This window comes from Larkinella sp. VNQ87, from assembly GCF_049445795.1.
GTDB lineage: Bacteria > Bacteroidota > Bacteroidia > Cytophagales > Spirosomataceae > Larkinella.
Window position 1 is genome coordinate 232,586 of sequence record NZ_JBMSDT010000007.1, and the last position, 22,187, is coordinate 254,772.

14 protein-coding genes are annotated in these 22,187 nt (G+C 56.4%); 8 read left to right on the forward strand and 6 right to left on the reverse strand.

The features are described from left to right. Positions 1–33: 33 nt before the first annotated feature. From gltX to ACO2Q8_RS14110, 6 genes are all read right to left on the reverse strand, one after another. Complete coding sequence (gltX, locus tag ACO2Q8_RS14085; RefSeq protein ID WP_423345464.1) at positions 34–1,569, reverse strand: glutamate--tRNA ligase; 1,536 nt, start codon at positions 1,567–1,569, stop codon at positions 34–36. Between the two features lie 108 nt (positions 1,570–1,677). Next, on the reverse strand, positions 1,678–2,049 hold the full coding sequence (locus ACO2Q8_RS14090; protein ID WP_423345465.1) for a RidA family protein: 372 nt from the start codon (positions 2,047–2,049) through the stop codon (positions 1,678–1,680). A gap of 125 nt (positions 2,050–2,174) precedes the next feature. Beyond that, the gene (locus ACO2Q8_RS14095; protein ID WP_423345466.1) at positions 2,175–3,083 is read right to left on the reverse strand and encodes a DUF4249 domain-containing protein; all 909 of its coding nucleotides are present in this window, start codon (positions 3,081–3,083) and stop codon (positions 2,175–2,177) included. Positions 3,084–3,089: 6 nt separating this feature from the next. Next, the gene (locus ACO2Q8_RS14100; protein WP_423345467.1) at positions 3,090–5,573 is read right to left on the reverse strand and encodes a TonB-dependent receptor; all 2,484 of its coding nucleotides are present in this window, start codon (positions 5,571–5,573) and stop codon (positions 3,090–3,092) included. 157 nt (positions 5,574–5,730) lie between these two features. Further along, positions 5,731–6,660 (reverse strand): DUF4249 domain-containing protein, encoded by a 930-nt coding sequence (locus tag ACO2Q8_RS14105; protein ID WP_423345468.1) that lies wholly within the window; start codon positions 6,658–6,660, stop codon positions 5,731–5,733. Between the two features lie 6 nt (positions 6,661–6,666). Continuing rightward, entirely contained in the window at positions 6,667–9,081 is a 2,415-nt protein-coding gene (locus tag ACO2Q8_RS14110; protein ID WP_423345469.1) for a TonB-dependent receptor, read from the reverse strand. A gap of 180 nt (positions 9,082–9,261) precedes the next feature. On the opposite strand from ACO2Q8_RS14110, the gene ACO2Q8_RS14115 reads away from it, so the two are divergent. From ACO2Q8_RS14115 to ACO2Q8_RS14150, 8 genes are all read left to right on the forward strand, one after another. Then, positions 9,262–10,104 carry a 3-keto-disaccharide hydrolase gene (locus ACO2Q8_RS14115; protein WP_423345470.1) on the forward strand — a complete coding sequence of 281 codons (843 nt, stop codon included), beginning with the start codon at positions 9,262–9,264 and terminating at the stop codon, positions 10,102–10,104. A 131-nt stretch (positions 10,105–10,235) separates the two neighbouring features. Beyond that, positions 10,236–11,579, forward strand: coding sequence for an NAD(P)/FAD-dependent oxidoreductase (locus tag ACO2Q8_RS14120; RefSeq protein ID WP_423345471.1), 1,344 nt, complete (start codon positions 10,236–10,238; stop codon positions 11,577–11,579). Positions 11,580–11,826: 247 nt separating this feature from the next. After that, positions 11,827–13,983, forward strand: a complete 2,157-nt coding sequence (locus ACO2Q8_RS14125; RefSeq protein ID WP_423345472.1) for a S46 family peptidase — start codon at positions 11,827–11,829, stop codon at positions 13,981–13,983. Next, positions 13,980–14,672 (forward strand): cytochrome b/b6 domain-containing protein, encoded by a 693-nt coding sequence (locus tag ACO2Q8_RS14130; protein WP_423345473.1) that lies wholly within the window; start codon positions 13,980–13,982, stop codon positions 14,670–14,672. Before ACO2Q8_RS14125 ends, ACO2Q8_RS14130 begins: the two co-directional genes overlap by 4 nt. Positions 14,673–14,695: 23 nt before the next feature. Continuing rightward, positions 14,696–15,502, forward strand: a complete 807-nt coding sequence (locus ACO2Q8_RS14135; protein ID WP_423345474.1) for a molybdopterin-dependent oxidoreductase — start codon at positions 14,696–14,698, stop codon at positions 15,500–15,502. 209 nt (positions 15,503–15,711) lie between these two features. Next, the gene (locus ACO2Q8_RS14140) at positions 15,712–17,952 is read left to right on the forward strand and encodes a prolyl oligopeptidase family serine peptidase (RefSeq protein WP_423345475.1); all 2,241 of its coding nucleotides are present in this window, start codon (positions 15,712–15,714) and stop codon (positions 17,950–17,952) included. A gap of 176 nt (positions 17,953–18,128) precedes the next feature. After that, positions 18,129–18,704 (forward strand): DUF4870 domain-containing protein, encoded by a 576-nt coding sequence (locus tag ACO2Q8_RS14145; protein ID WP_423345476.1) that lies wholly within the window; start codon positions 18,129–18,131, stop codon positions 18,702–18,704. Between the two features lie 135 nt (positions 18,705–18,839). Continuing rightward, complete coding sequence (locus ACO2Q8_RS14150; protein WP_423345477.1) at positions 18,840–22,136, forward strand: ATP-binding protein; 3,297 nt, start codon at positions 18,840–18,842, stop codon at positions 22,134–22,136. The last annotated feature ends 51 nt before the right edge of the window (positions 22,137–22,187 follow it).

The window sequence follows — 22,187 nt, forward strand, 5'->3', positions numbered from 1 at the left end:
AGCAGAATACTTTTAATTTTTAACTTTTAATTTTTAATTCAGTTCATGAAGGGCTTTTTGCAGCCGGTCGATGGTGGCGGTTTTACCAATGATTTCGAGCGTCATCATCAGGTCCGGTCCGGCTCCGACGCCGGTGATCGCCAGCCGGAGCGCCTGCATAATTTTTCCCTGTTTGATTCCGATGGCGGTCATCGTTTCGGCCAGCGTCGTTTTCGCCAATTCAGCCGTCAGCGGTTCTGGTATCGAAGATAACGCATCTTTGAATGCGGTCAAAGCACGAACCGCTTCGTCGTTCCATTTGGCCGTCACGATGGCCGGATCATAACTTTCGGGAGCCCGGAAAAAGATACCCGACTCGGCGTAAATCTCGTCCGCAAAGTTGACGCGCTCTTTCAGCAAACCGGCAATTTTGGCGGCTTTTTCGAGCGAACAATCCAGTCCGTCGGCCGTGGCCTTGGCGGCAATCGTTTCGGCCAGTTGCTCGTTGGGCTGCTGCCGCAGGTATTCATGGTTGAACCACTTCGCTTTCTGAATATCGAATCGCGCGCCCGCCTTGTGGATTTGCTCCAGACTGAACGCCTGAATTAGTTCGTCCATCGTGAACAGTTCCTGCTCGGTGCCCGGATTCCAGCCCAGAAAGGCCAGGAAGTTGACGAGCGCTTCGGGCAGATAACCGTCTTCGCGGAAGCCCCGCGCCACCGCGCCCGTGAACGGATCAGTCCACTGGAGCGGAAAAACCGGAAAACCGCCCAGGTCGGCATCACGCTTGCTGAGCTTGCCGTTGCCATCGGGTTTCAGCAGCAGCGGCAGGTGCGCAAACTGCGGCATAGTGCTTTCCCAACCCAAAAACCGGTACAGCAAGACATGCAACGGAGCCGACGGCAACCACTCTTCGCCCCGGATGACGTGCGTAATGCCCATCAAATGGTCGTCGACGATGTTGGCCAGGTGATACGTCGGCATTCCGTCCGATTTCAGCAGCACCTTATCATCGATCTGCGACGAATGCACGACCACCCAGCCCCGGATCAGGTCGTTTAGCCGGATGTCCTCTTTGTTGGGCACCTTCAGCCGAATGACGTACGGCGCGCCCGAATCGATCAGCGCCTGCACTTCCTCCGGCTTGAGTGTCAGCGAGTTCTTCATCTGACGGCGCGTAATGGCGTTGTACTGCGCCGACGGTGCCTTGGCTTCCTCCATCCGTTTCCGCATGGCATCGAGTTCGTCGGACGTATCGAAGGCGTAGTAGGCTTTGCCTTCGGCCACCAGCCGTTCGGCGTGTTCGCGGTAGATTTCCTTGCGCTCCGACTGCCGGTAGGGTGCGTGCGGGCCGCCCTCGCTGATGCCTTCGTCAATCTCGATGCCGACCCATTTCAGGGCGTCGATGATGTAGTCTTCCGCGCCGGGCACAAAGCGGTTTTGGTCGGTATCCTCGATCCGGAGCAACATTTTTCCGCCGTGCTTGCGGGCAAACAGGTAGTTGTACAAAGCCGTCCGCACCCCGCCGATGTGCAACGGCCCGGTGGGGCTGGGGGCAAAACGAACGCGTATGGTTGTTGATTGAGACATTATGGAAGGACCATTTCGCCCGGTTGCGTCGTCAAAAGTCAGCAGCGGCTCTCCGCTCACCTCCTCTTCACTCCGCTTACCTCCGCGAAACAACTTTTATATAATCACTTATTGAACAGCAATAACCGAAATTTCCACATTAACATCTTTCGGCAGACGCGCCACCTCCACGGTTTCGCGGGCGGGCGGTTCAGCGGTAAAAAAAGTACCGTACACCTCGTTGATGGCCCCGAAATTGTTGAGGTCTTTGACAAAAATGGTGGCTTTCACCACGTTTTCAAACGACAGCTCGGCGGCTTTCAGAATCGCGCCGATGTTTTCCATCACTTTGCGCGTTTCGGCCTGAATATCACCGGCCTGGGCTACGTCGAGGGCAATCTGGCCGGAGACATACAGCGTTCCATTGACCAAAACCGCCTGGCTATAGGGCCCGATGGGTGCCGGAGCGTCGGGCGAGAATATGATTTTTTTCGTTGACATACGAGAACTTGTTGCAAATCGACCCGCAAGTTAACAAATGAAGTTAAGAGTTATGAATTAAGAGTTATGAGTTGGCTCCGCCGTTGCCTGTAAAGTGGCAGCGCCAACCGCCGGGCGGCCCCGTCTTAATTCATCACTCTTAACTCATAACTCCTTCGGTGGTAGGCGCCGAAGCAGCCCAGGCCGCCCCGGATGTTGGACGGGATCGTGACGGGTTCGGCAAATGGGTTGCCGTCGGCTTGCTGCTGGCGTTGCAGGGCTTCGTGATAGCGGTAGTAGTCGGCGTTCAGGTGCAACAGGCTGGCCGTCAACACCAGCGGTTTTTGAAAGACCGTGGAAAACAAGAAGTCGCTGGCGGGAATGGATGCGCCGAGGTAGCCGTTGCCCGATGTAAGCGGTTTTCCGTTGCGGTCCTGATCGGTGTAAAACGCCCGTTCGCCGGAGCCGCTCAGAAACTGCACCGGTTCTCGGACGGTTTTGGCGGGATTGCAGTTAGGGCACGGGTAGGAAAAAACGCCTTCTGTTTCGTAGTAATTCGGTACGCCGGGCGGATCGGTCCAGAAATACCGGGCAAAAAGCCGCTTCCGAAGTACGTCATTTTCCAGCACAACCTCCGAATCGAGCCGCACCCGGTGCAGGTCGACCGGTGCCGGAACCGTCGTCTCGGCGTCGACCCGCTGGCCGTCGGGCATTTGCACCGTCAGTTGGTACGTCTCACCCGGTATTATCGGAAATTCATCCGGCGAAACCCGGTAATACCGAAGCCGGGCGTCATACCGCAACACCACCGACTGCGTTCGGCTTTGCAGGGTCACGGTGGCATTTGTGATGTCCAGATTCGTGACGGTTTCATCATCCAGCAGCGGCCGCGACCGGGCTACTTTGGCGGCAATCACCGTGTCCTCCGGGGCAATAAAACAGGCCACCACCAGCTTCACCGGCTCGCTCGTCAACTGCTGCGGAACGACTTCCTGCTGCAATGGCTGGCAAGCCGCCAGGGCCAACAGGATCAGCAACCAACCCGGTTTTTTCATAATCAATCAAAATTGAAGCGTGTAACTGACCGACGGCACTACCGGAAACAGCGAGAACTTGTACAACACGGTTTTCGAGTGTCGGCCCGGCCCCTGGTCTTTGCCTTCCAGCGAATAATAGAATGGATTCCGGCGGTTGTACAGGTTGTACACCCCAATCTCCCAGGTTCGGGTGACGGTTTTTCGTTTTTTCCGAAATTGACAGCCTAGGTCGAGCCGGTGGTAGGCTTCGGCCCGAAAACCGTTTCGCTCGCCGTATTCTCTCACATTAGGCGCGGGGCCGAACAGTTGCTGCTGCGGACTGCCCGAACCAACGGCCGAAGCGGGCCGGTTTTCGTAACCCGAAAACCGGGAAACCGGCAGCGTCAGCGCCTGGCCGGTGCCGTACACCCAGGTTCCCGAAACGGTCAGGCCCGGTTTTAGTTCGTAAATACCCACCACCGACGCATCGTGCCGCCGGTCGTAACGCGGGAAAAACCGACGCCCGCCGTTCAGGGCCGGAAACTGCCACCAGGTCCAGGCCAGCGTGTAGCCCACCCAGCCCGTCAGTTTGCCGGTTTTTTTCTGCACAAAAAGTTCACTGCCGTACGACCAGCCCCGGCCCGTGGTGATGTTTTTCTCCCATTGCTGCGCGTCGGTGGCCGGTTCGGCGGTCAGAAAATTCGTGCCTTCGGCGTAGCTGATGAGGTTTTGCAGCTTTTTGTGATAGCCTTCCAGCGTCACCGACCAAGAGCGCGTAAAATCCCAGGCGAGCCCAACGGCCACCTGCCGGGCCTGCTGCGGCCGAATTCGGCCCGTGGTCGGAATCCAGAGGTCGGCGGGTAAGCCCAGGCCGTTGTTCGACAGCAGATGCGCGTACTGGTTCATCTGTGCGTACGACAGTTTCAGCGAAAAATCCGGAGCCAATTGATATGCCACCGACAGCCGGGGTTCGGGCCGCAGGTACTGAACCGGCCCTCCGCTCCGCTGCGCGGGGTATTCGACCTGACTGGCCGGATTTCCGTCGGCCGACAGCATTCCGGACTGAAGCAGCAGAAAATGACTGAGCCGAAAACCGCCGTTGATCCGCCAGCGGCCGGTGGGTTGCCAGGTGTCTTCGGCGTACAGACCGGTTTCCAGCGCGTCGATAAAAAACCGGGTGTTCGGGCCGGGCGCGGTGTTTCCCGCCGTTACGGCCGCGCCGGGCGTAAACCGGTGGTGCGTCGTCTGGATGCCAAAGCGTAGTTGGTGCCGATTCTGTTCCAATTCAAACGCGTATTTCAGTCCCGCATCCCGGATGCCGGACCGATACCGGAGCCGGTAGCGCAAACTGGCGGTATCGCGCCGACCGACACCTTCGTTCTCCACGTTCAGTTTGTAATCTGTAAACAGCAACGACAGCGTAAACGAAGCCTGGTCGGAATACCGGTGCTGCCAGCGCAGCGTGCCGAGGTTGTTTTGCCAGTTGAGCTGCCCCTGCAACGGGTTGTTGTCGGTTCCCGGCCGGTTCACGAACGCATCCCCGCTCCGAAAACCGCTCAGCGACACCTGGTCATCGGGGCCGAGCGGGGCGCTCAATCGGGCATTCAGATCGTAAAAGTAGGTGTTGGTTTGAAGCGCATCCGGTCGATTCGGCGCGGTAAACGGGCGGGTCAGCAGGTCGATGTACGTCCGGCGACCCGCCAGTAAAAACGAAGCGGGTTGTCGGCCCGGGCGGTTCCGGCCAAGCGGTCCTTCCAGCACCAGCCGCGACGCCACCAGCCCGACGCTGGCTTCGCCCCGGAGTTTCTCCCGGTTGCCGTCCTTCAGGTTCAGTTCGATCACCGACGAAAGCCGACCGCCAAACCGGGCCGGGAAACCGCCTTTGGTCAGTTCGACATTCCGGATAACGCTGCCATTAAAGGCCGAGAAAAAGCCCAGCAGGTGCCCGGCGTTGTAGACGAGCGCATCGTCGAGCAGAATCAGGTTTTGGTCGGGGCCGCCCCCGCGCACGTAAATGCCCGTATTGCCTTCGGAGCCTTTCTGCACGCCCGGCAGCAGTTGCAGCGTCCGCAACACGTCTTTTTCGCCCAGCAGAGCCGGAATTTTGTTGAGTTGGCTGGCCGAAAGCTGGATCTGACTCATCTGCACCCGGCGACTGATTGCTTCCGGGCCCACCGCCCGCACGGTCACTTCGTTCAGGAGTTGCCCGCCCGACAGCTCAATCCGCACCAATTGATCGCTTTGGAAAGGAACGGTCATTTGTACGGTGGCATAGCCCACGGCCGAGAAAACGAGCGTCAGGCTGTCCTGCGCGGGCAGTGTGAGGGCGAAAAAACCGCTCGAATCGGTCGTCGTACCGGCGGTTTTGTCCGAAACGTATACGTTGACCCCCACTAACGGCCGGACACTTCCGGCTTCAAAAACCGAGCCGCTGACGGTATGCCGATCCTGCCCCGGACTGTTGAAGCCGGACAGCAGAAGACACAGCACCACGAGCAACCGTTTCATCCGAACCGTTTGTTGATACATAAAATAGTACTCAAGATACGGTTTATCAGACGAAAAAGATTGACGGGTAAGTGCTTACGTCCGTGGAACGACTGTTTTTTTAGGCAATAGCCTTTGCTTTGGCACCCTGGCAAGATTCCGTTGAAGTCAACCGGGAAAGGACACCAAACCGGTCACCTTACTTCAGATCAACCGATAACTGAGTCCGGTTGTAGGCCCCGAAACAGCCCAACCCGCCCTGAATATTGCCGGGCACCAAAACCGGTTCGGCGAAAGGGTTGCCGCTGGCCTGGCTCTGCTGCTGTACAGCCTGATGATACTGGAAATAATTCGCATCCACATGAAGCAGATCAACGGTGATCGTTGCTTTGTCGAGGTATTGAAATGCTCCCTGCGGATTGCCTCCGTACAGACTCACAAATCCCCGCGAGGAGCCCAGGACTTCGCCATCCCGTTGCCGATCGTCCACCAGATCGCGGGTGTCCTCGTTCCGCCGGAAATCAAGCAGATTTTGCGCCCAACTGGGTTCAGGTGCGTTCGGATAGTCGGGTCGTTTACTCAAATAGCTGAACGTGCCCGCAACCCGGTAAAAATTTGGCTGGCCTGCCGGGTCCTGCCAGTACAGGCGCACAAAATAATCTGTTCCCGAAAAACCGTTTTTAAACGTCGGGATCGAGTCAAAAACGATTCGATCAGCGACAACCGGCGCCGGAACCGTGCAATGCGCTTCGACTTTCCGGCCGTCGGGAATCTGCACCGTCAGGGTATACCGCCGACCGGCAACGATCGGGAAGTTTTTCGGATCGATGGCATAGTAGTATTGCCCCTGGTACTGGCCGGATCGGCGTTCAAACACCGCCGAGCGGTTTTCGTCGGAAAGCGTAAGGGTGGCATTATCAACCCGATCATTGTAGCCGATGTTCTCGCCCAATACGGGCCTTGATAGCCTTACGTCGGCTGTCAGGAGCGTATCCTGGGGCGAAATAAAACAGGCCACGACCAGCTTTTGTACTTCCTCATTCAGCTTGCCGGGGTCGACTTCCTGCTTCAGACTTTCACAACCCATCAGGAGCCAAAAACTGCCCAGAATTAGCAGATACTTTTTCATGTGCTGTCAGAATTTGAACATGTAACTGATGGACGGAACGATAGGAAACACCGAATAGCGGTACAGCACGGTTTTGGTCGGTTGGCCTTCTCCCTGGCTCTTGGTGCCCAGGTCATAAAAGAATGGATTCCGTCGATTGTACAGATTATATACGCTGAACTCCCAGGTGCGCTCATGGTGCTTTTTCTTCTTGTGAACCTGCACACTCAGGTCCATCCGGTGGTAGGCTTCGGCCCGAAAGCTGTTCTTTTGCGTTCCGTAATCGTTGATCTGGTGACCAAAATCCTGGTTGGGTGTGCCAAAACCGTAGTACGGGTTATAAATCGGAACATGGCGCGGAGCCTGGTATTCGCTGGTAGGCACGGTCAGGGCCTGGCCGGTGCCGTAGACCCACGTACCCGAAACCGTAATGCGGGGACTGAGTTCGTAAATCCCGACAATCGACGCATCGTGCCGTCTGTCGTAACGCGGGAAGAACTTCCGGCCGAAATTCAGCTCCGGAAACTGCCACTGCGTCCAGGAAAGGGTATAGCCGATCCAGCCCGAAAACCGCCCGACTTTCTTTTGCAGCAATACCTCCGCGCCGTACGACCAGCCCCGGCCGCTGGTTACGTTATCTTCCCAGCGCACGGTTTCGGCCGAAGTCGGGTCGTTTAACAACAAAAAACTGGCTCCTTCGCGGTAATTGATGATGTTGTTCATCGTTTTGTAATACCCCTCGACCGTCAGGGCCAGGCCTTTCTTCTCGAAGTCTTTGGCTATCCCAATTGCGACCTGCTCCGACTGCTGTGGTTTGATGCGGTCGGTAGTCGGCACCCACAAATCCGTCGGCAAGCCAATTCCGGTATTCGACAGCAAATGCACGTACTGGTTCATCAATGCGTAGGAGCCCTTCAGCGACAGCGACGGTTTTAGCACAAAAGCCGCCGACAGCCGGGGTTCGGGCCGGATGTAATTGACGGCTTTGTGCTGAAAATGACTGAGCCGAAACCCGCCATTGATCCGCCAGCGGTCGGTCGGTTTCCAGGTATCTTCGGCGTACAGACCAGATTCCACCACGTCGATGGCATCAATTTCCTGCTTGAACTGGTTGATATCGGTGTTTTTCAACACGACGGCGCTGGGCGTAAAGCGGTGCATCGTCGCCTGAATGCCAAGGCGTAGGGAATGCTGCGGAGACGGATAGAGATCGACATCGTGCTTCAGCGAAAAATCCCGGATGCCCGATGTATAGCGCAAAGAGAATGCGTCTTCGTTCTGAAAATTCAACTCATCCGACGAAATCTGAAACTTGTAATTGCTGAAAATCAGCGAGGTATTCGAAAAAGCTTTTTCCGAGATCAGGTGATTCCAACGGAGCGTCGCCGTAGCATTCCCCCAATTCAGCCCAATTTTTATTCCCTCCTCTTTTTCATCCGCGTAGAACCGGTCCTGCCCAAAATAACCGCTCAGGTAAAGCTTATTTTTGGGACCAAAGTCGTAATTGGCCTTGGCGTTCAGGTCGTAGAAATAATATCCCGCCACCGTCTGCCCGTCGGTTTGCTGTTTGATGATCGGCCGGGCCACAAAATCCAGGTACGTCCGGCGTGCCGATACCAGAAACGACGAGGAGCCCGCGCCCGATTTCTTTTTGGTCAGCGGCCCTTCCAGCGTCAGCCGGGAGGCAATCAGACCGATGCCGCCTTCGCCGTGCAGCTTCTCCTTGTTGCCCTCCTTCATGTTCATCTCGATCACCGACGAGAGCCGCCCGCCGTAGCGCGCCGGGAAACCGCCTTTGATCAGCTCCACACTCTTGAGTGCATCGCCGTTGAAAACCGAGAAAAAACCAAACAAATGGTTGGCGTTGTAAACCTCTGCATCGTCCAGGATCACGAGGTTCTGGTCGGGGCCGCCCCCGCGTACGTAGATGCCGGTGTTGCCTTCGGAGCCTTTCTGCACACCCGGCATGAGTTGCAGCACCTTCAGTACGTCTTTTTCGCCCAGAAAAGCCGGAATCTTCTTGATCTGGTTGATGGGAATGTCGATGGTACTCATCCGGGCACTCTCACTCACTTTCTCCTCGCCCGGGCGAGGGGCCGTCACGGTTACTTCCGACAGCAGCCGACCGGGCGTGAGTTGGATGTTCAGCTCGGCATTGCGCCGGAACGACACGGTTTGCTGGACAGATTCGTAGCCGACGAACGAGAACGCCAGCGTCAGGCTGTCCCGGGCCGGCAGTGTCAGCGAGTAAAAACCGTAGGTGTTGGTGGTCGTACCGGTGGAGGTGCCGGGCAGGTAAACGTTGACGCCGATGAGGGCTTCCTGACTGCCTTTTTCGCGCACGTAGCCACTGACCGTGAAACGGTTGGCCGGAGTTTGCGCCAGGACTGAAGCAACCGTGCAGAGAAAAAAGAGGTGAATGCAGAGTAGCAAGTGCTTCATATGTCGGTATACAGATAAAAGGCTTCAACCCGTATACGACGAAAGAGCGGAAAAAGTGTGGAATGGTTGGAATTTAACAGATTTTAAGGAAGCCCGGGAATAAAGTCAACGAGTTGTCGGAATGCAAGTCAGTTTTGCTATTTTCGCCGGTATCGATTCTTCTCCCGAAAAACTAGCCCTATGCATTCCTTTTCCCTGCTCATCAGCCTGCTCCTGCTCACCGGTTTGTATCCGGGTCCGCCGAAGCCCAAACCGGACGGCTGGATTCAGCTTTTCAACGGCAAAGACCTGAAAGACTGGTCGGTGAAGATAACGGGGCATCCGCTCAACGATAACTACGGCAACACCTTCCGGGTGGAAGACGGGAAGATGGTGGTGCGCTACGATCAGTACAAAAACTTCGACGAGCAATTCGGCCACATTTTTTACAAAAAACCGTTTTCGGCTTACCTGCTGCTGGTCGAATACCGGTTTGTGGGTGAGCAGGTCGCCGGTGGACCGGGCTGGGCCGTGCGCAACAGCGGGGCCATGCTCCACGGCCAGGACCCCAAAACGATGGGGCTGAAACAGGACTTTCCGATTTCGCTGGAAATGCAACTGCTCGGCGGTGACGGCCAACACGAACGGCACACGGCCAACCTCTGCACGCCCGGCACCAACGTGGTCATGAACGGCAAGCTGTTTACGCCCCACTGCATCGATTCAAACTCCAAAACCTACCACGACGACCGTTGGGTCCGGGCCGAAGCCCTCGTGCTGGGCGACTCGCTGGTGAAACACATCGTGGAAGGCGATACGGTGCTGACGTACACTAAACCGCAAATCGGGGGCGGTAATGTCATTCATTTCAACTCCGATCAGAAAAAAGACGGTCAATTGCTGCGGCAGGGCTACATCTCGTTGCAGAGCGAAAGCCACCCGATCGAATTCCGGAAAGTTTCGCTGTTCGACCTGTCGCCGTATCTACGCAAACCGAAAGAATTACAAGCGGTTTTGCGGCAGTTGCAGACTCGGAAGTTATGATTTGGGGATACAAACACGGCCGGGTCGGCCGTGTTTGTATCGGTTTTATTGTTCATATACAATAACCCGATTTAACAGTTTGGCCGGTGTCGGGTTATCCTATCGAACGACCTGATTAACACGCTACGGCCATGCTGAATTTCGATCAACTTTCGCTCAATATTCCCGACACTACCAAGCCCCGGGTGGTCGTCATCGGGGGCGGTTTTGGGGGCATTAATCTGGTGAAGAACCTGAGCGGCAAAGATTTCCAGATTGTGATGTTCGATAAACAGAACTACCACGGTTTCTGGCCGTTGCTGTATCAGGTCGCCACCGCCGGGCTCGAACCCGACGCCATTGCCGAACCGCTCCGCAAGCTCTTCGACGAAGATTACGAAGATTTTCACTTCCGGCTGGTCCGCATCACGGGCGTCGATCCGGTGACGAAAACCGTCAAGACGCTGATCGGCGACCTGCCTTACGATTATCTGGTGATTGCCACCGGCACGAAAGCTAACTTTTTCGGCAACGAGCAGGTGCAGAAATATTCATTTTCGCTCAAAACCATTCCGGAAGCGCTAAACCTCCGCAGCCAGTTTCTGCAATCGTTCGAGCAGGCCAGCATCACGAAAAATCCGGCGGATCGGGAAAGTCTGCTGAACTTCGTCATCGTCGGGGCCGGGCCGACGGGCGTCGAAATGGCCGGGTCGCTAGCCGAGATGCGCAAACACGTCCTGCCGGGCGACTATCCGGGCCTGGATTTCAGCAAGATGAATATTTATTTGGTCGAGGGTCTGGACCGGGTTTTGCCGCCGATGTCGCCCGAAGCCAGCGCCAAAACGCAGCGGTATCTGGAGGAATTGGGCGTGAATGTCAAGCTGAAAACGCTGGTCGAATCGTACGACGGCGAAACCGTGACCTTTAAAGGCGGGGAGCAAATCCGGTCGAAAACCGTCGTCTGGGCAGCTGGCGTCACGGGTGCGCTCATCGACGGTTTTCCGAAAGAAATCATCGGGCGCGGAGGACGGCTGATGGTCAACGCCTTCAACCAGGTGCAGGGCTTCACCGACATTTTTGCCATTGGCGACATTGCCCTGATGCAAACCGAAAAATGGCCGAATGGGCACCCCGGCGTGGCACAACCGGCCATTCAGCAGGGTAAACATTTGGCCAGAAACCTGCGTCGGCTGCTCAAAAACGAAGCTTTGACGCCCTTCGATTATTTCGACAAAGGTTCACTCGCCATCATTGGCCGCAGCCGCGCCGTGGCCGATTTGCCCGGCAACGTTCACCTCGGCGGTTTTGTGGCCTGGGTCGCCTGGCTGTTTGTCCATATTTACTACCTGATCGGTTTTCGGAGCAAGCTGGTCGTCCTGAGCAACTGGATTTACCGCCTGTTCACCTACGAACGCGGCACCCGGCTCATTATCCGGCCCTTCGTCCGGAAAGACGACAAGGAAGCACAGGAGTTTGTATTGAAAAATGAATTGTGACGCCGGATTATTCTTGAACTGGGATTACACGGATTTGAGGATTAACTGGGATATTTTTATACCTTGTTCGTTATCATACCCAATCCAGAAAAAGAATTACAATAGACGATTAGAGAAGAGGAAAGAAGTGAGATTAACATTCTCTTTTTCAGTCGATTACTCGCTTGTCTATTCTCTTTCTTTTTTTGTCTGAGTAGAAATCATACTTAATCCCTGAATCTGTGTAATCCAGGTTCAGAATGTTGCGATGAGATATTTGTTAGCCGCCCTGCTGCTGTTCGAGACGGTTTTTGTTTCGGCCCAATCCACGTTGAATCCCGACACCGTCAAAGCCGGGCAATTCGACATGGGCAAGATGTGGACGTTCGATACGCCCCCGATGGCGTATTTCCAGAAAACATACGGATTTACGCCCGATCAGAAGTGGTTCGATGAAGTGCGGCTGGCGTCGCTGCGGTTTGCCGATTACTGCTCGGCTTCGTTCGTGTCGGCCAACGGCCTGGTGATGACCAACCACCACTGCGCCCGCGAATCCGGGACGAGCGTGCAGCGCAAGGGCGAAAACCTGAACGAAACCGGTTTTATCGCTAAAACGCTGGCCGAAGAGCGGAAAGTGCCGAATTTGTTTGTCGATCAGTTGCTGAAGATTGAAGACATTACGACGCGGGTGCAGTCGGCCATGAGCAACGGCAAATCCGAAACCGAACAACTGCAACTGCGCGAACGCGAATTTGCGGCAATCAAGCAGGAATTCGGCAATCAGCCGGAATGGAAAGGACTGGAACTGCAAACGATCACGTTTTACAACGGCGGGCGGTATGCACTCTACGGCTTCAAGCGGTACAACGACGTGCGGCTGGTGCTGATGCCCGAACTCCAACTCGGTTTTTTCGGCGGTGATCCCGACAACTTTACGTACCCGCGCTACGCCCTGGATTTCTCGTTTTTTCGGGTCTACGACAACGGTAAACCGCTCAAAACCGCCCATTTCTTCAAATTCAACCCGAACGGGATCAAGGAAAACGAGCCGGTTTTTGTGACGGGCAATCCCGGCAGCACCGAGCGCCTGAAAACCGTGGCCGAACTCGAATACGACCGCGATCTGCGCATCCCGTACATCCTGCAACTGCTCCGCAACCGGGCCGATGCGCTCCAGGCCTACAACGCGAAGGCGAAAAGCGACAGCATTCAGAACGAGATCTTTAGCTTTGAAAACAGCCTGAAAGCCTACGGCGGCCAGTTGGAAGGCTTGCGCGACCCGTATCTGCTGGCCCGGAAAGCGGCTTTCGAGCGCCAGTTCAAAATCGATGCCCGGCAGGTGGAAAGTGGGCAGGCGAAGTTGAGTACCGGTTCTGGCCGCAGCAACGACGCAGGTAACGGCACGGCTTCGGCTACGCCCGGATCGAAGGTCGACATCAACCTGAAACTCTGGGATAACCTCGCCGACAACGTAACGGAACTCCGGAAGCATTTCAAAGACAACACGTATTTGTCACCGAACGAACTGGCGCGGGGTGATCTGCTGGTGTTTGCCCACCTGCTGACGATGTATGCCGAGGCCGCCCGCCAGAACCCCGCCCGGGCCGAGCAAATGAAGGAACTGCTGCAAACCCCGAAGCTGACCGACCGGGCGCTGGAAGAAGCCTACCTGGCGGCTCACCTGAGCGAAGCCCAGGCGGCTCTGGGCAACGACGACCCGTACATCAAAGCCGCTCTGAACGGCAAATCGCCCAAGGAAGCAGCCGCTTACCTGCTCAACAACACCAAACTCAGCGACCAGGGATACATCAACGACCTGATTACGAAAGGTCCGGCGGCCATCAGTGGCGACAACGACCCGTTGCTGGCCCTCGCCCGGATTTCGGTGCCGCGTTACCAGCAGGCATCGGCCGCCGTGAAAGCCATCAGCGGACGACAAACCGTATTGCGGAGTAACCTGGGCCGGTTGTTGTACGAAGTCTACGGCACCGCCATCCCGCCCGATGCCACGTTCTCGCTGCGAATCAACGACGGCGTCGTGAAAGGCTACCCGTACAACGGCACCGTCGCGCCCTACCAGACGACGTTTGCCGGTTTGTATGACCGGTATTACTCCTTCAACGGCAAATTCCCGTGGTCGCTGCCCCAACGCTGGCTGAACCCGCCCGCCCAGTTGCTGCGCCAACCGATGTGTTTTGTGTCGACGAACGACATCATCGGCGGCAATTCAGGCAGTCCGCTGATTAACAAAAACCGGGAAGCCGTGGGACTGGCTTTCGACGGTAACATGGAAAGTCTGCCCGGCAGCTTCATTTTTGTTCCCGACAAAAACCGCACGGTTTCCGTCAACACCGGTGCGATTGTGGCTGCGATGCGCTATATTTATAAGGCAGAGCGCATCGTAACGGAACTCGTCGGGAAATGAAACGCATCATCCACAAGCATCCGCTGGCCATCCGGTGGTTTCACTGGATCAACTTTCCGATCCTGTTTGTCATGATCTGGAGCGGCCTGTTGATTTATTGGGCCTACCATCCGTACAAAATCCAGGTGGGCGACACGGTTTTGTTCGAATTTTTCCCCAATTCCTTTTTCCTGGCGCTGAAACTGCGTCGTCGGCTGGCGGAGGGCATGGCGTGGCACTTTGTGTTCATGTGGATTTTTACGATCAACGGCCTGCTGTACGTGCTGTACACGTTTTTTTCGGGCGAATGGCGGCTGTTGCTGCCCAATCGGCATTCGTTTCGGGAAGCCTGGCAGGTGTTGCTGCACGATTTGTACATTCGGAAAACCGCCCCTCCGCAACTCAAGTACAACGGCGCGCAACGGATTGCTTACACGGCCATCCTGCTGATGGGATTCGGGTCGTTGTTGACCGGGCTGGCGATCTACAAACCGACGCAGTTTTCGTGGGTGACGTGGCTGACCGGCGGTTACCAAACCGCCCGCGTCTGGCATTTTGCGCTCACCATCGGCTATGTGCTGTTTTTCGTGATTCACATTTTGCAGGTAATCCGCGCGGGCTGGAACAACTTCCAGGCGATGGTGACCGGTTTCGAAGTCGAAAAAGAGCCTGCCGAAAAAGCCCCGACCGAACCCACCGTTTCGGCTTAGTTCCTTTCTCTGAACGACCCGCTATGGCAACCGTAAACGATCTTGACGAAAAATTGCCCAAAAAAAAACCGGAACGGGAAGAGCTGACCACCGAGCAGCATATCCGTCGGCGGACCCTGAAAGCGTTTCTGGGCTTCGGGCTGGCGAGTCTGGTGCCCTACGGCGTCTGGAAGTGGATCACAAAACAACCCCGCGCAGGTGGTTTGCCAAAAGCATTCCGCAGCGTTTTGAATGCAAATGAACAGGTAGCCAACAGCTATTTCAGTCACGCCAACCTGGCGCCGACCTTTCCGAAGGAGCGGGCGGCCAAAAACGTCCGCATCAACGGCCGCGACGGGTTACGAAGCGCGCTCGACAAGGAAGCCTGGCGGCTGACCGTTCAGCAACCCGGCCAAAAACCGCTGGCGCTGACGCTGGAAGACCTGAAAACCCTGCCGAAACAGGAGCTTATTTTCGAATTCAAGTGTATCGAAGGCTGGAGCCAGATTCAGCACTGGGGCGGGGTTCGGTTTGCCGATTTTGTCGAAAAATACCAGTTGGGGCAAAAAACCGGGTCTGGCGACTGGTACCAGCACGTGGGCATGAAAACGCCCGATGGCGGCTACTACGTCGGCATCGACACCCCCAGCGCCCTGCACCCGCAAACCCTGCTGGCCTACGAGATGAACGGCGAACCGCTGCCGGATTTGCACGGCGCTCCGCTTCGGCTGATCATTCCCGTCAAATACGGCGTCAAGAACCTCAAACGGATCGGCAGCATCTGGTTCAGCGACGAGCGCCCCCGCGATTTCTGGGCCGAGCGCGGGTATGATTACCACGTTGGGTTGTAGTTGCTCTCCAGACTGGCATCTCACCAGAGTAGCATCCCGCCCCGAACTGACGTCCTGCGCCGGACCGGACTACTCTCTCCGGGCTGGCATCCAGCCCCGGATTGCATCCGGGGTTATCCAGAGGGAAGCCCTGCGGGCTTGATGGATGGGATGAGCGGCATTGGGCGGTTTTTGTTATCTTCGGAGCTTATTCAGAAACAAACTGCTTCATGAAGAAACTGCTACTCCTGGCAACGGCGCTCGGGCTGCTGCCGCTGTTCGCCCGTGCCCAAACCGCTTCCCAAAAGATTGTCGCTACGGACCTGACCCGCATCAAACAGGTCGGCACGGTCAAAACTGCCCCCGACGGAAGCCGGGCCGTGTATACCCTGACGACGATTGAGCCTGATCCGGAGAAAAAAGAGGAATACGAGTACAAGACCCATCTTTATTTATCAGGACTGAAAACCGGCGATTTAAAAGCCCTGACCCACGGCAGCGAGAGCGCCAGCCAGCCGGATTGGTCGCCGGATGGCAAGTCGATTGCGTTTGTTCGAAGTGTGAAGGGTAAACCGCAGATTTTCGTGATGCCGCTCGATGGCGGGGAAGCCTGGCAGTTGACCAAACTGCCGTACGGCGCGTCGGGGCCGCAATGGTCGCCGGATGGGCAGCGGATTCTCTTTACCGCTTCGGCCTCGCTGTCCGACATCCTGACCGACTCGCTCCTGAATCCGGGCAAAATGGTTCCGGCCTGGTCGCTGGAAAAACCGGGTTTTGCAACCAACCAGTTTATCAAACCCGACAAAACCGTCAAGCCCAATCCCGACGGTTCGCTGGCCGAAATCCGGGCGTATCTCAACAAGGATGTCGAGGACAAAAAAGCCAAAGTCATCAACCGGCTCAACTTCCAGGGCGAATCGACCACCGAACCCGAACTGCGGTTTACGCACCTCTACAGCATCGACGTAAAACCGGACGCCCGGCCCAAACCGCTGACGCGCGGCTTTTACTCCTTCCAGGCCCCAGTCTGGCTTCCGAACGGGCAGGGCATTCTGGCCGTCACCGACCGCGACACGCTCCGGCACCCCGACCGGGAGCAGGACGCGGCTTTGATCTGGCTGGCCGCCGATGGCTCCGGAAAACGCGTCAACCTGCTGGCCGAATCGGGCAAAACCTATTTTTCACCGGCCATCTCGCCCGACGGTCGGCAACTGGCGTTCCTGACCAGCTCGGCACAGGGCGTCAACGTAGGCCAACTTACGGTGGCGACCCTGAACGGCACGGCGGTTTCGGACCTCCAGCCAATCGCGTTCGACCGGGCCGCCGGAAACCTGAAGTGGAAAACCGTAGCGGCTGCAGCTTCCGGCAAGAAAAAACCGGCTCCGGCCTATGCGGTCTTTTTCACGGCTCCCTCGAACGGCGGTTTTCCGCTTTACCGGCTCGACCCGGCCACGAAGCAGGTCACGCAGTTGTCGGATTTTAACAGCGGCATCAATTCGTTCGACCTGGCTGGCAATCAGGTGGTGTTTGCCAAAACCGAGGTCGCCAATCCGTCGGAACTGTACATCGCGGCCCTCACGGGCGCAACGGTCCAACAACCGTTTACCGAAAAAGCAACGAAACTCAGCAGTCACAACGACTGGGTGGCGGGTAAAACGCTGAGTTTTCCCGAAAAACGGACCTACAAAAACTCCAAAGGCCAGATCGTCGAGTACTGGATCATGAAACCGACCGCGCTGGCAACGGGCAAAAAATACCCGCTGCTGCTGAACATGCACGGCGGTCCCACGGCCATGTGGGGCCCCGGCGAACCGTCGATGTGGCACGAATTTCAGTATTTCTGCTCGCAGGGCTACGGCATCGTCTACGCCAACCCGCGCGGATCGGGCGGCTATGGCATTGATTTCCAGCGCGCCAATGTAAAAGACTGGGGCACCGGCCCGACCGAGGACGTGCTGGCAGCCGCGACGGATGCTGCCCGCGAAGCCTGGGTCGATACGAGTCGGCAGGTGATTACAGGCGGTTCGTACGCGGGGTATTTGACGGCCTGGATTGTGGCCCACGACAACCGGTTCAAGGCGGCTTTCTCGCAGCGGGGCGTCTACGACCTGACGACGTTCATGGGCGAGGGCAACGCCTGGCGGCTGGTGCCGAACTACTTCGGCGGTTATCCGTGGCAAAAACCGGCGCAGGAGGTGCTGGACGCTAACTCGCCCTACACGTTCGTGGAAAACATCCGGACCCCTTTGCTGATCAAACACGGCGAGAACGATTTACGGACGGGCGTAATTCAGAGCGAAATGCTCTACAAAAGCCTGAAGATATTGGGTCGCCCGGTCGAGTACGTCCGGATGCCGGGCGCGACGCACGAACTGAGCCGCACGGGCAACGTCCGGCAGCGTATCGACCGCATCCTGCGGATTTACGAGTTCTTCGAGCGGTACGTTGGGGAAAAAACCAACCGGCAGTAGACTGGAACACGGCCGGGTCGCCGTCGCGATTTAACGGATAAAACGGATTAGAACTGATCTTTTATCCGTTAAATCCGTGTTCCTATCCCAAAATGACACAAATGCCGTAGAAATGTCGGGATAAAACCGGCAGACTCCGGCGGCAGTAGCCCTACCTTTGACCAAAAACAACGACGATGAGCAAGGGATTATTAGCCGAAAAAATCGGGTCGCTGAGACGCAGCAAAGGACTCTCTCAGGAAGCACTCGCTGAATACGCATCCATTAACCTGCGGACCTTACAGCGCATTGAAGCGGGCGACACCGAACCGCGCGGACAGACGCTCCGCCTGATTGCCAAGGCGCTGGACACACCGGTGGAAGAGTTTCTGGATTTCACCAAGGAGGAAGATACCGGTTTTCTGCAACTGATGAACCTGTCGGCCCTTTCCTTTCTGGTCATTCCGGTCGGGAACATCTTTATTCCGCTGGCGCTTTGGGTTCTCAAACGGGATAAGGTAAAAGGGGTTCATGCGCTCGGCCGCCGGATGATCAATTTCCAGATCACCTGGACGTTTGTCACCTACGGGTTGTTACTCGGCTGGATAGCCGCCCTGTTCATGCAGCTTCCGGTTATCCTTCCGCCGATGCTGGTTTTCTCCATTGTGTTTGGACTCTGTATCCTGAATGCCATTATTATCCTGGTAGCTACTTTTCAGATTAACCGGGGCGGTGAGAAGGTTTATTCTATCGGTTTTCCACTCCTGCGGTAAAATCTGTGCGCATCCACCGCGCCCGGGCCTGCCTGGAGTTGTCAACGTCCTGCCGATTGCTAAACCTTTTGCGCACCTGTTATAAAAACTTCTGATCTTGCGGTCAGCAAGCGACTTCACTTACCAGGTTTGGCGATGATAACCAAGGTTTTGCGGTTTTGGCTATTGCTTTATGGGATCGTTCATACAGGAGGCATTTCGTTGCGGGCCCAGCCAGCCGCCGTACAGGACAGCATCAATCGTTACCTCAGCCGGGCCGAACAACTCACGTCTTCCCAGCCTGAACAAGCTTTGGTGGCCGCGCAAACCGCCCTGGCGCTGGCGCAGAAAAACCGCCAGCCGTTATCCGAAGCCAAAGCCTATCAACGGCTGGCCCGCATCCACGCCGAACGCGACGATTATGTCCGCGCGCTCGACGCGGCCAAAACCGGGCTTTCCATTTTTCATCAACTCGGCGAACAGCGGGACGTTTGCCGGATGTACATCGCCATCGGCATCATCAATCGGTACCTGAAACTTTACAACGCGAGTATTGAAGCCAACTTGCAGGCGCAAAAAATCGCGGAGGCCCGCCAGGACACGGCCCTGCTCGGGGCTATCTACGGCAACCTGGGGAACGTGTATTTCGACAAAAAAGACTACGAACAGTCGTTGCAATCGGGTCTGAAAGCCCTGAACATCCAGGTGGCCCAGCGGGATACGCAGGCGATGGGCAACACGTTTCATAACCTGGCCAGAATTTACCGCATTCGCCGGGAGTTCGGCAAAGCGCGGGAATTTTACCACAAATCGCTGGCCATCGACCTAAAAAAAGGCAATCAGCTAAACATCGGCGGCTCGTACATGGATTTGGCGTTGCTATACCGGGACATGGGCGATTTTCAACAAGCCTTGCTGTATTCGCAGCGGACGCTGGTGATCGCCAACCAAATTAACTCCAAAAGTCTGCAACAGCAAGCCTTGGCCAATTTGCCCCTGATTTACGGCGTATTGGGCAAACCCAGGGAAGCCCTGGCCGCCCAACGGCAGTACCACGACCTAACCGACAGTTTACGCTCCGTGGAATTGTCCCGGCAAATCGCTGAGGTGCAGGCCCGCTACCAGGCCGAACAGAAAGACCGCGAACTGAGTTTGCAAAAATTACGACTGGAAACTCAGCAGGCGTCATTAAGCCAGCAACGGATGCTAATTCTAACCCTGATCGCCTTCGTGCTGCTGAGCGGACTGATTGGCTACCTGGTTTTCAACCGGTACAAACTTCGGCAACGCAACCTGAAGCTTTCGCTGGAGAATGAACAATACCGCCTTTCCCGGAACCTGCAACTGCGGCAGCAGATTGACGAAACGATCAACTACTTCGCCACCTCGCTTTACGGCAAGAATACGGTGGATGAAATTTTGTGGGATGTGGCCAAAAACTGCATTGCCCGGCTGGGGTTTGTCGATTGCGTGATTTACCTGCTCAACGAAGAAGACACGGCCCTGGTGCAGAAAGCCGCCTATGGCAACAAAAATCCGGAAGACTATGCGATCCTGAACCCGCTGATGATTCCGCTCGGCGAGGGCATTGTCGGAAGCGTGGCCCAAACGGGCCGACCGGAAATTATCGCAGATACCACTCAGGACACGCGCTACATCCTGGACGACGAAATGCGCCACGCAGAGTTGGCCGTCCCGCTGCTGTTCCAGAACAAGGTGATCGGCGTCATCGACTCCGAACATCCCGAAAAAGGCTTTTTCAAACCGTACCACCTGGATGCCCTGCAAATGATTGCGGCCATCTGTAGCAGTAAAATTGCCCAGGCGCTGGCGGATGAAGAGTCTAAAAAAGCCCGCATGTTGCAATTGGAAGCTGACCACATCCGGCAGTTGGACCGGGTCAAGTCGCAGTTTTTTGCCAACATCTCCCACGAGTTCCGTACCCCGCTTCAGCTCATTCTGGCTCCGCTTCAGAAACGGGGGTCCCTCAGCCCGGAAGAAACCCACATGATGGAGCGGAACGCCAACCGGCTGCTCCGGCTCGTGAACCAACTGCTCGACCTGGCGAAAGCCGAAATGGGGATGCTGACGCTGCACGGCCAGCGGGGCAACCTGATCGGGTTTCTGCGGCAAACCGCCCACTCCTTCCAGCCGATGGCCGACGCCCGAAAGCTCCGGTATCGGATCGACCTGCCGACGTCCGACTGGGTGGCCATGTTCGACCGCGACAAACTGGAAAAGATTATCTACAACCTCTTGTCCAATGCGGTCAAGTTTACCCCGCCGGGCGGTCAGGTGCGGTTTTGGGCGGGGGTGGAGCCCCAAACCGGCCTTCGGCTGGTGGTCAGCGACACGGGTATCGGCATTCCCGAATCGCTGCAAAACCGCATCTTCGACCGGTTTTACCAAATCGATCCTTCCCAAACGCGGGCCTTCGAGGGGAGTGGCCTGGGGTTGGCCCTGACCAAAGAACTGGTCGAACTCCATAAAGGCTCCATTCAGGTGGCGAGCCAATCCGAATCGGGGAGCACGTTTGAAGTCTGGCTTCCGATGCCGGTCGAGCCGATGCCCGAAACGGACGGTATGGGTGAACCGACTACGCTTTCCGCTCCCGATTTACCCCTGACAACGCCCGGGCCCTCCGCCGAAGAGCCGCCGACCGAAGCCGACGACAAACCCACGCTGCTGCTGGTAGAAGACCATACCGAATTAAACGATTACCTCCGTCAGCAACTCGCCGACCGCTTCCGGGTGGTGCAGGCCAGACAGGGCGACGAAGGGTTGCAGGTGGCCCGCCGGGTAGTTCCGGACCTGATCATTTCCGATGTGATGATGCCGGTGATGGACGGTTTTTCGATGACCCGACACTTGAAAGAAGATGACCTGACCAGCCACATTCCGGTTATCCTGCTCACGGCTAAAGATGACGTCGACTCCCGCAAAGAGGGGTTTGAGGGCGGGGCCGAGCAGTACCTGGCAAAGCCCTTTGCCCTGGACGAACTGGTCGCCCGCATCAACAGCATGCTTACGCAGCGCGATCTGTTGCGCAAAAAGTACAGCCGGGAAGTGATGCTGCAACCGACCGGGACACCCATCCGCGACCGGGAGGCCGAGTTTTTGGAGAAAATCATGCAAATCATCAACGAACACATGGCCGACGACGCTTTCAGCGTGGAAGGCCTTCAGCGGGAAATGGGCATGAGCCGGATGCAACTACACCGGAAACTGAAAGCGCTTACCGATCAGTCGGCTTCCGATTTTATCCGATCCATTCGACTGCAACGGGCCGCCGACCTCCTGCAACAACCCGGCATCCCGATCGCCGAGGCTGCCTACCTGTCGGGTTTCCAGCACCTTTCCTATTTCTCCAAATGTTTTAAAGAACAGTTTGGAATGCTCCCCTCCGAATTTGCGAAACAAAAAGACATGAACACGCCCAAAAACTCTGCATAACTTTCTGATTATCAAAAAGTAAATCTTGCCAATAATTCTTTGTTACATCTG

Bases quoted from the DNA above. Each gene is read 5' to 3' on its own strand.
- gltX (WP_423345464.1), bottom strand. From the start codon at position 1,569: ATGTCTCAATCAACAACCATACGCGTTCGTTTTGCCCCCAGCCCCACC.
- ACO2Q8_RS14090 (WP_423345465.1), bottom strand. From the start codon at position 2,049: ATGTCAACGAAAAAAATCATATTCTCGCCCGACGCTCCGGCACCCATC.
- ACO2Q8_RS14095 (WP_423345466.1), bottom strand. From the start codon at position 3,083: ATGAAAAAACCGGGTTGGTTGCTGATCCTGTTGGCCCTGGCGGCTTGC.
- ACO2Q8_RS14100 (WP_423345467.1), bottom strand. From the start codon at position 5,573: ATGTATCAACAAACGGTTCGGATGAAACGGTTGCTCGTGGTGCTGTGT.
- ACO2Q8_RS14105 (WP_423345468.1), bottom strand. From the start codon at position 6,660: ATGAAAAAGTATCTGCTAATTCTGGGCAGTTTTTGGCTCCTGATGGGT.
- ACO2Q8_RS14110 (WP_423345469.1), bottom strand. From the start codon at position 9,081: ATGAAGCACTTGCTACTCTGCATTCACCTCTTTTTTCTCTGCACGGTT.
- ACO2Q8_RS14115 (WP_423345470.1), top strand. From the start codon at position 9,262: ATGCATTCCTTTTCCCTGCTCATCAGCCTGCTCCTGCTCACCGGTTTG.
- ACO2Q8_RS14120 (WP_423345471.1), top strand. From the start codon at position 10,236: ATGCTGAATTTCGATCAACTTTCGCTCAATATTCCCGACACTACCAAG.
- ACO2Q8_RS14125 (WP_423345472.1), top strand. From the start codon at position 11,827: ATGAGATATTTGTTAGCCGCCCTGCTGCTGTTCGAGACGGTTTTTGTT.
- ACO2Q8_RS14130 (WP_423345473.1), top strand. From the start codon at position 13,980: ATGAAACGCATCATCCACAAGCATCCGCTGGCCATCCGGTGGTTTCAC.
- ACO2Q8_RS14135 (WP_423345474.1), top strand. From the start codon at position 14,696: ATGGCAACCGTAAACGATCTTGACGAAAAATTGCCCAAAAAAAAACCG.
- ACO2Q8_RS14140 (WP_423345475.1), top strand. From the start codon at position 15,712: ATGAAGAAACTGCTACTCCTGGCAACGGCGCTCGGGCTGCTGCCGCTG.
- ACO2Q8_RS14145 (WP_423345476.1), top strand. From the start codon at position 18,129: ATGAGCAAGGGATTATTAGCCGAAAAAATCGGGTCGCTGAGACGCAGC.
- ACO2Q8_RS14150 (WP_423345477.1), top strand. From the start codon at position 18,840: ATGATAACCAAGGTTTTGCGGTTTTGGCTATTGCTTTATGGGATCGTT.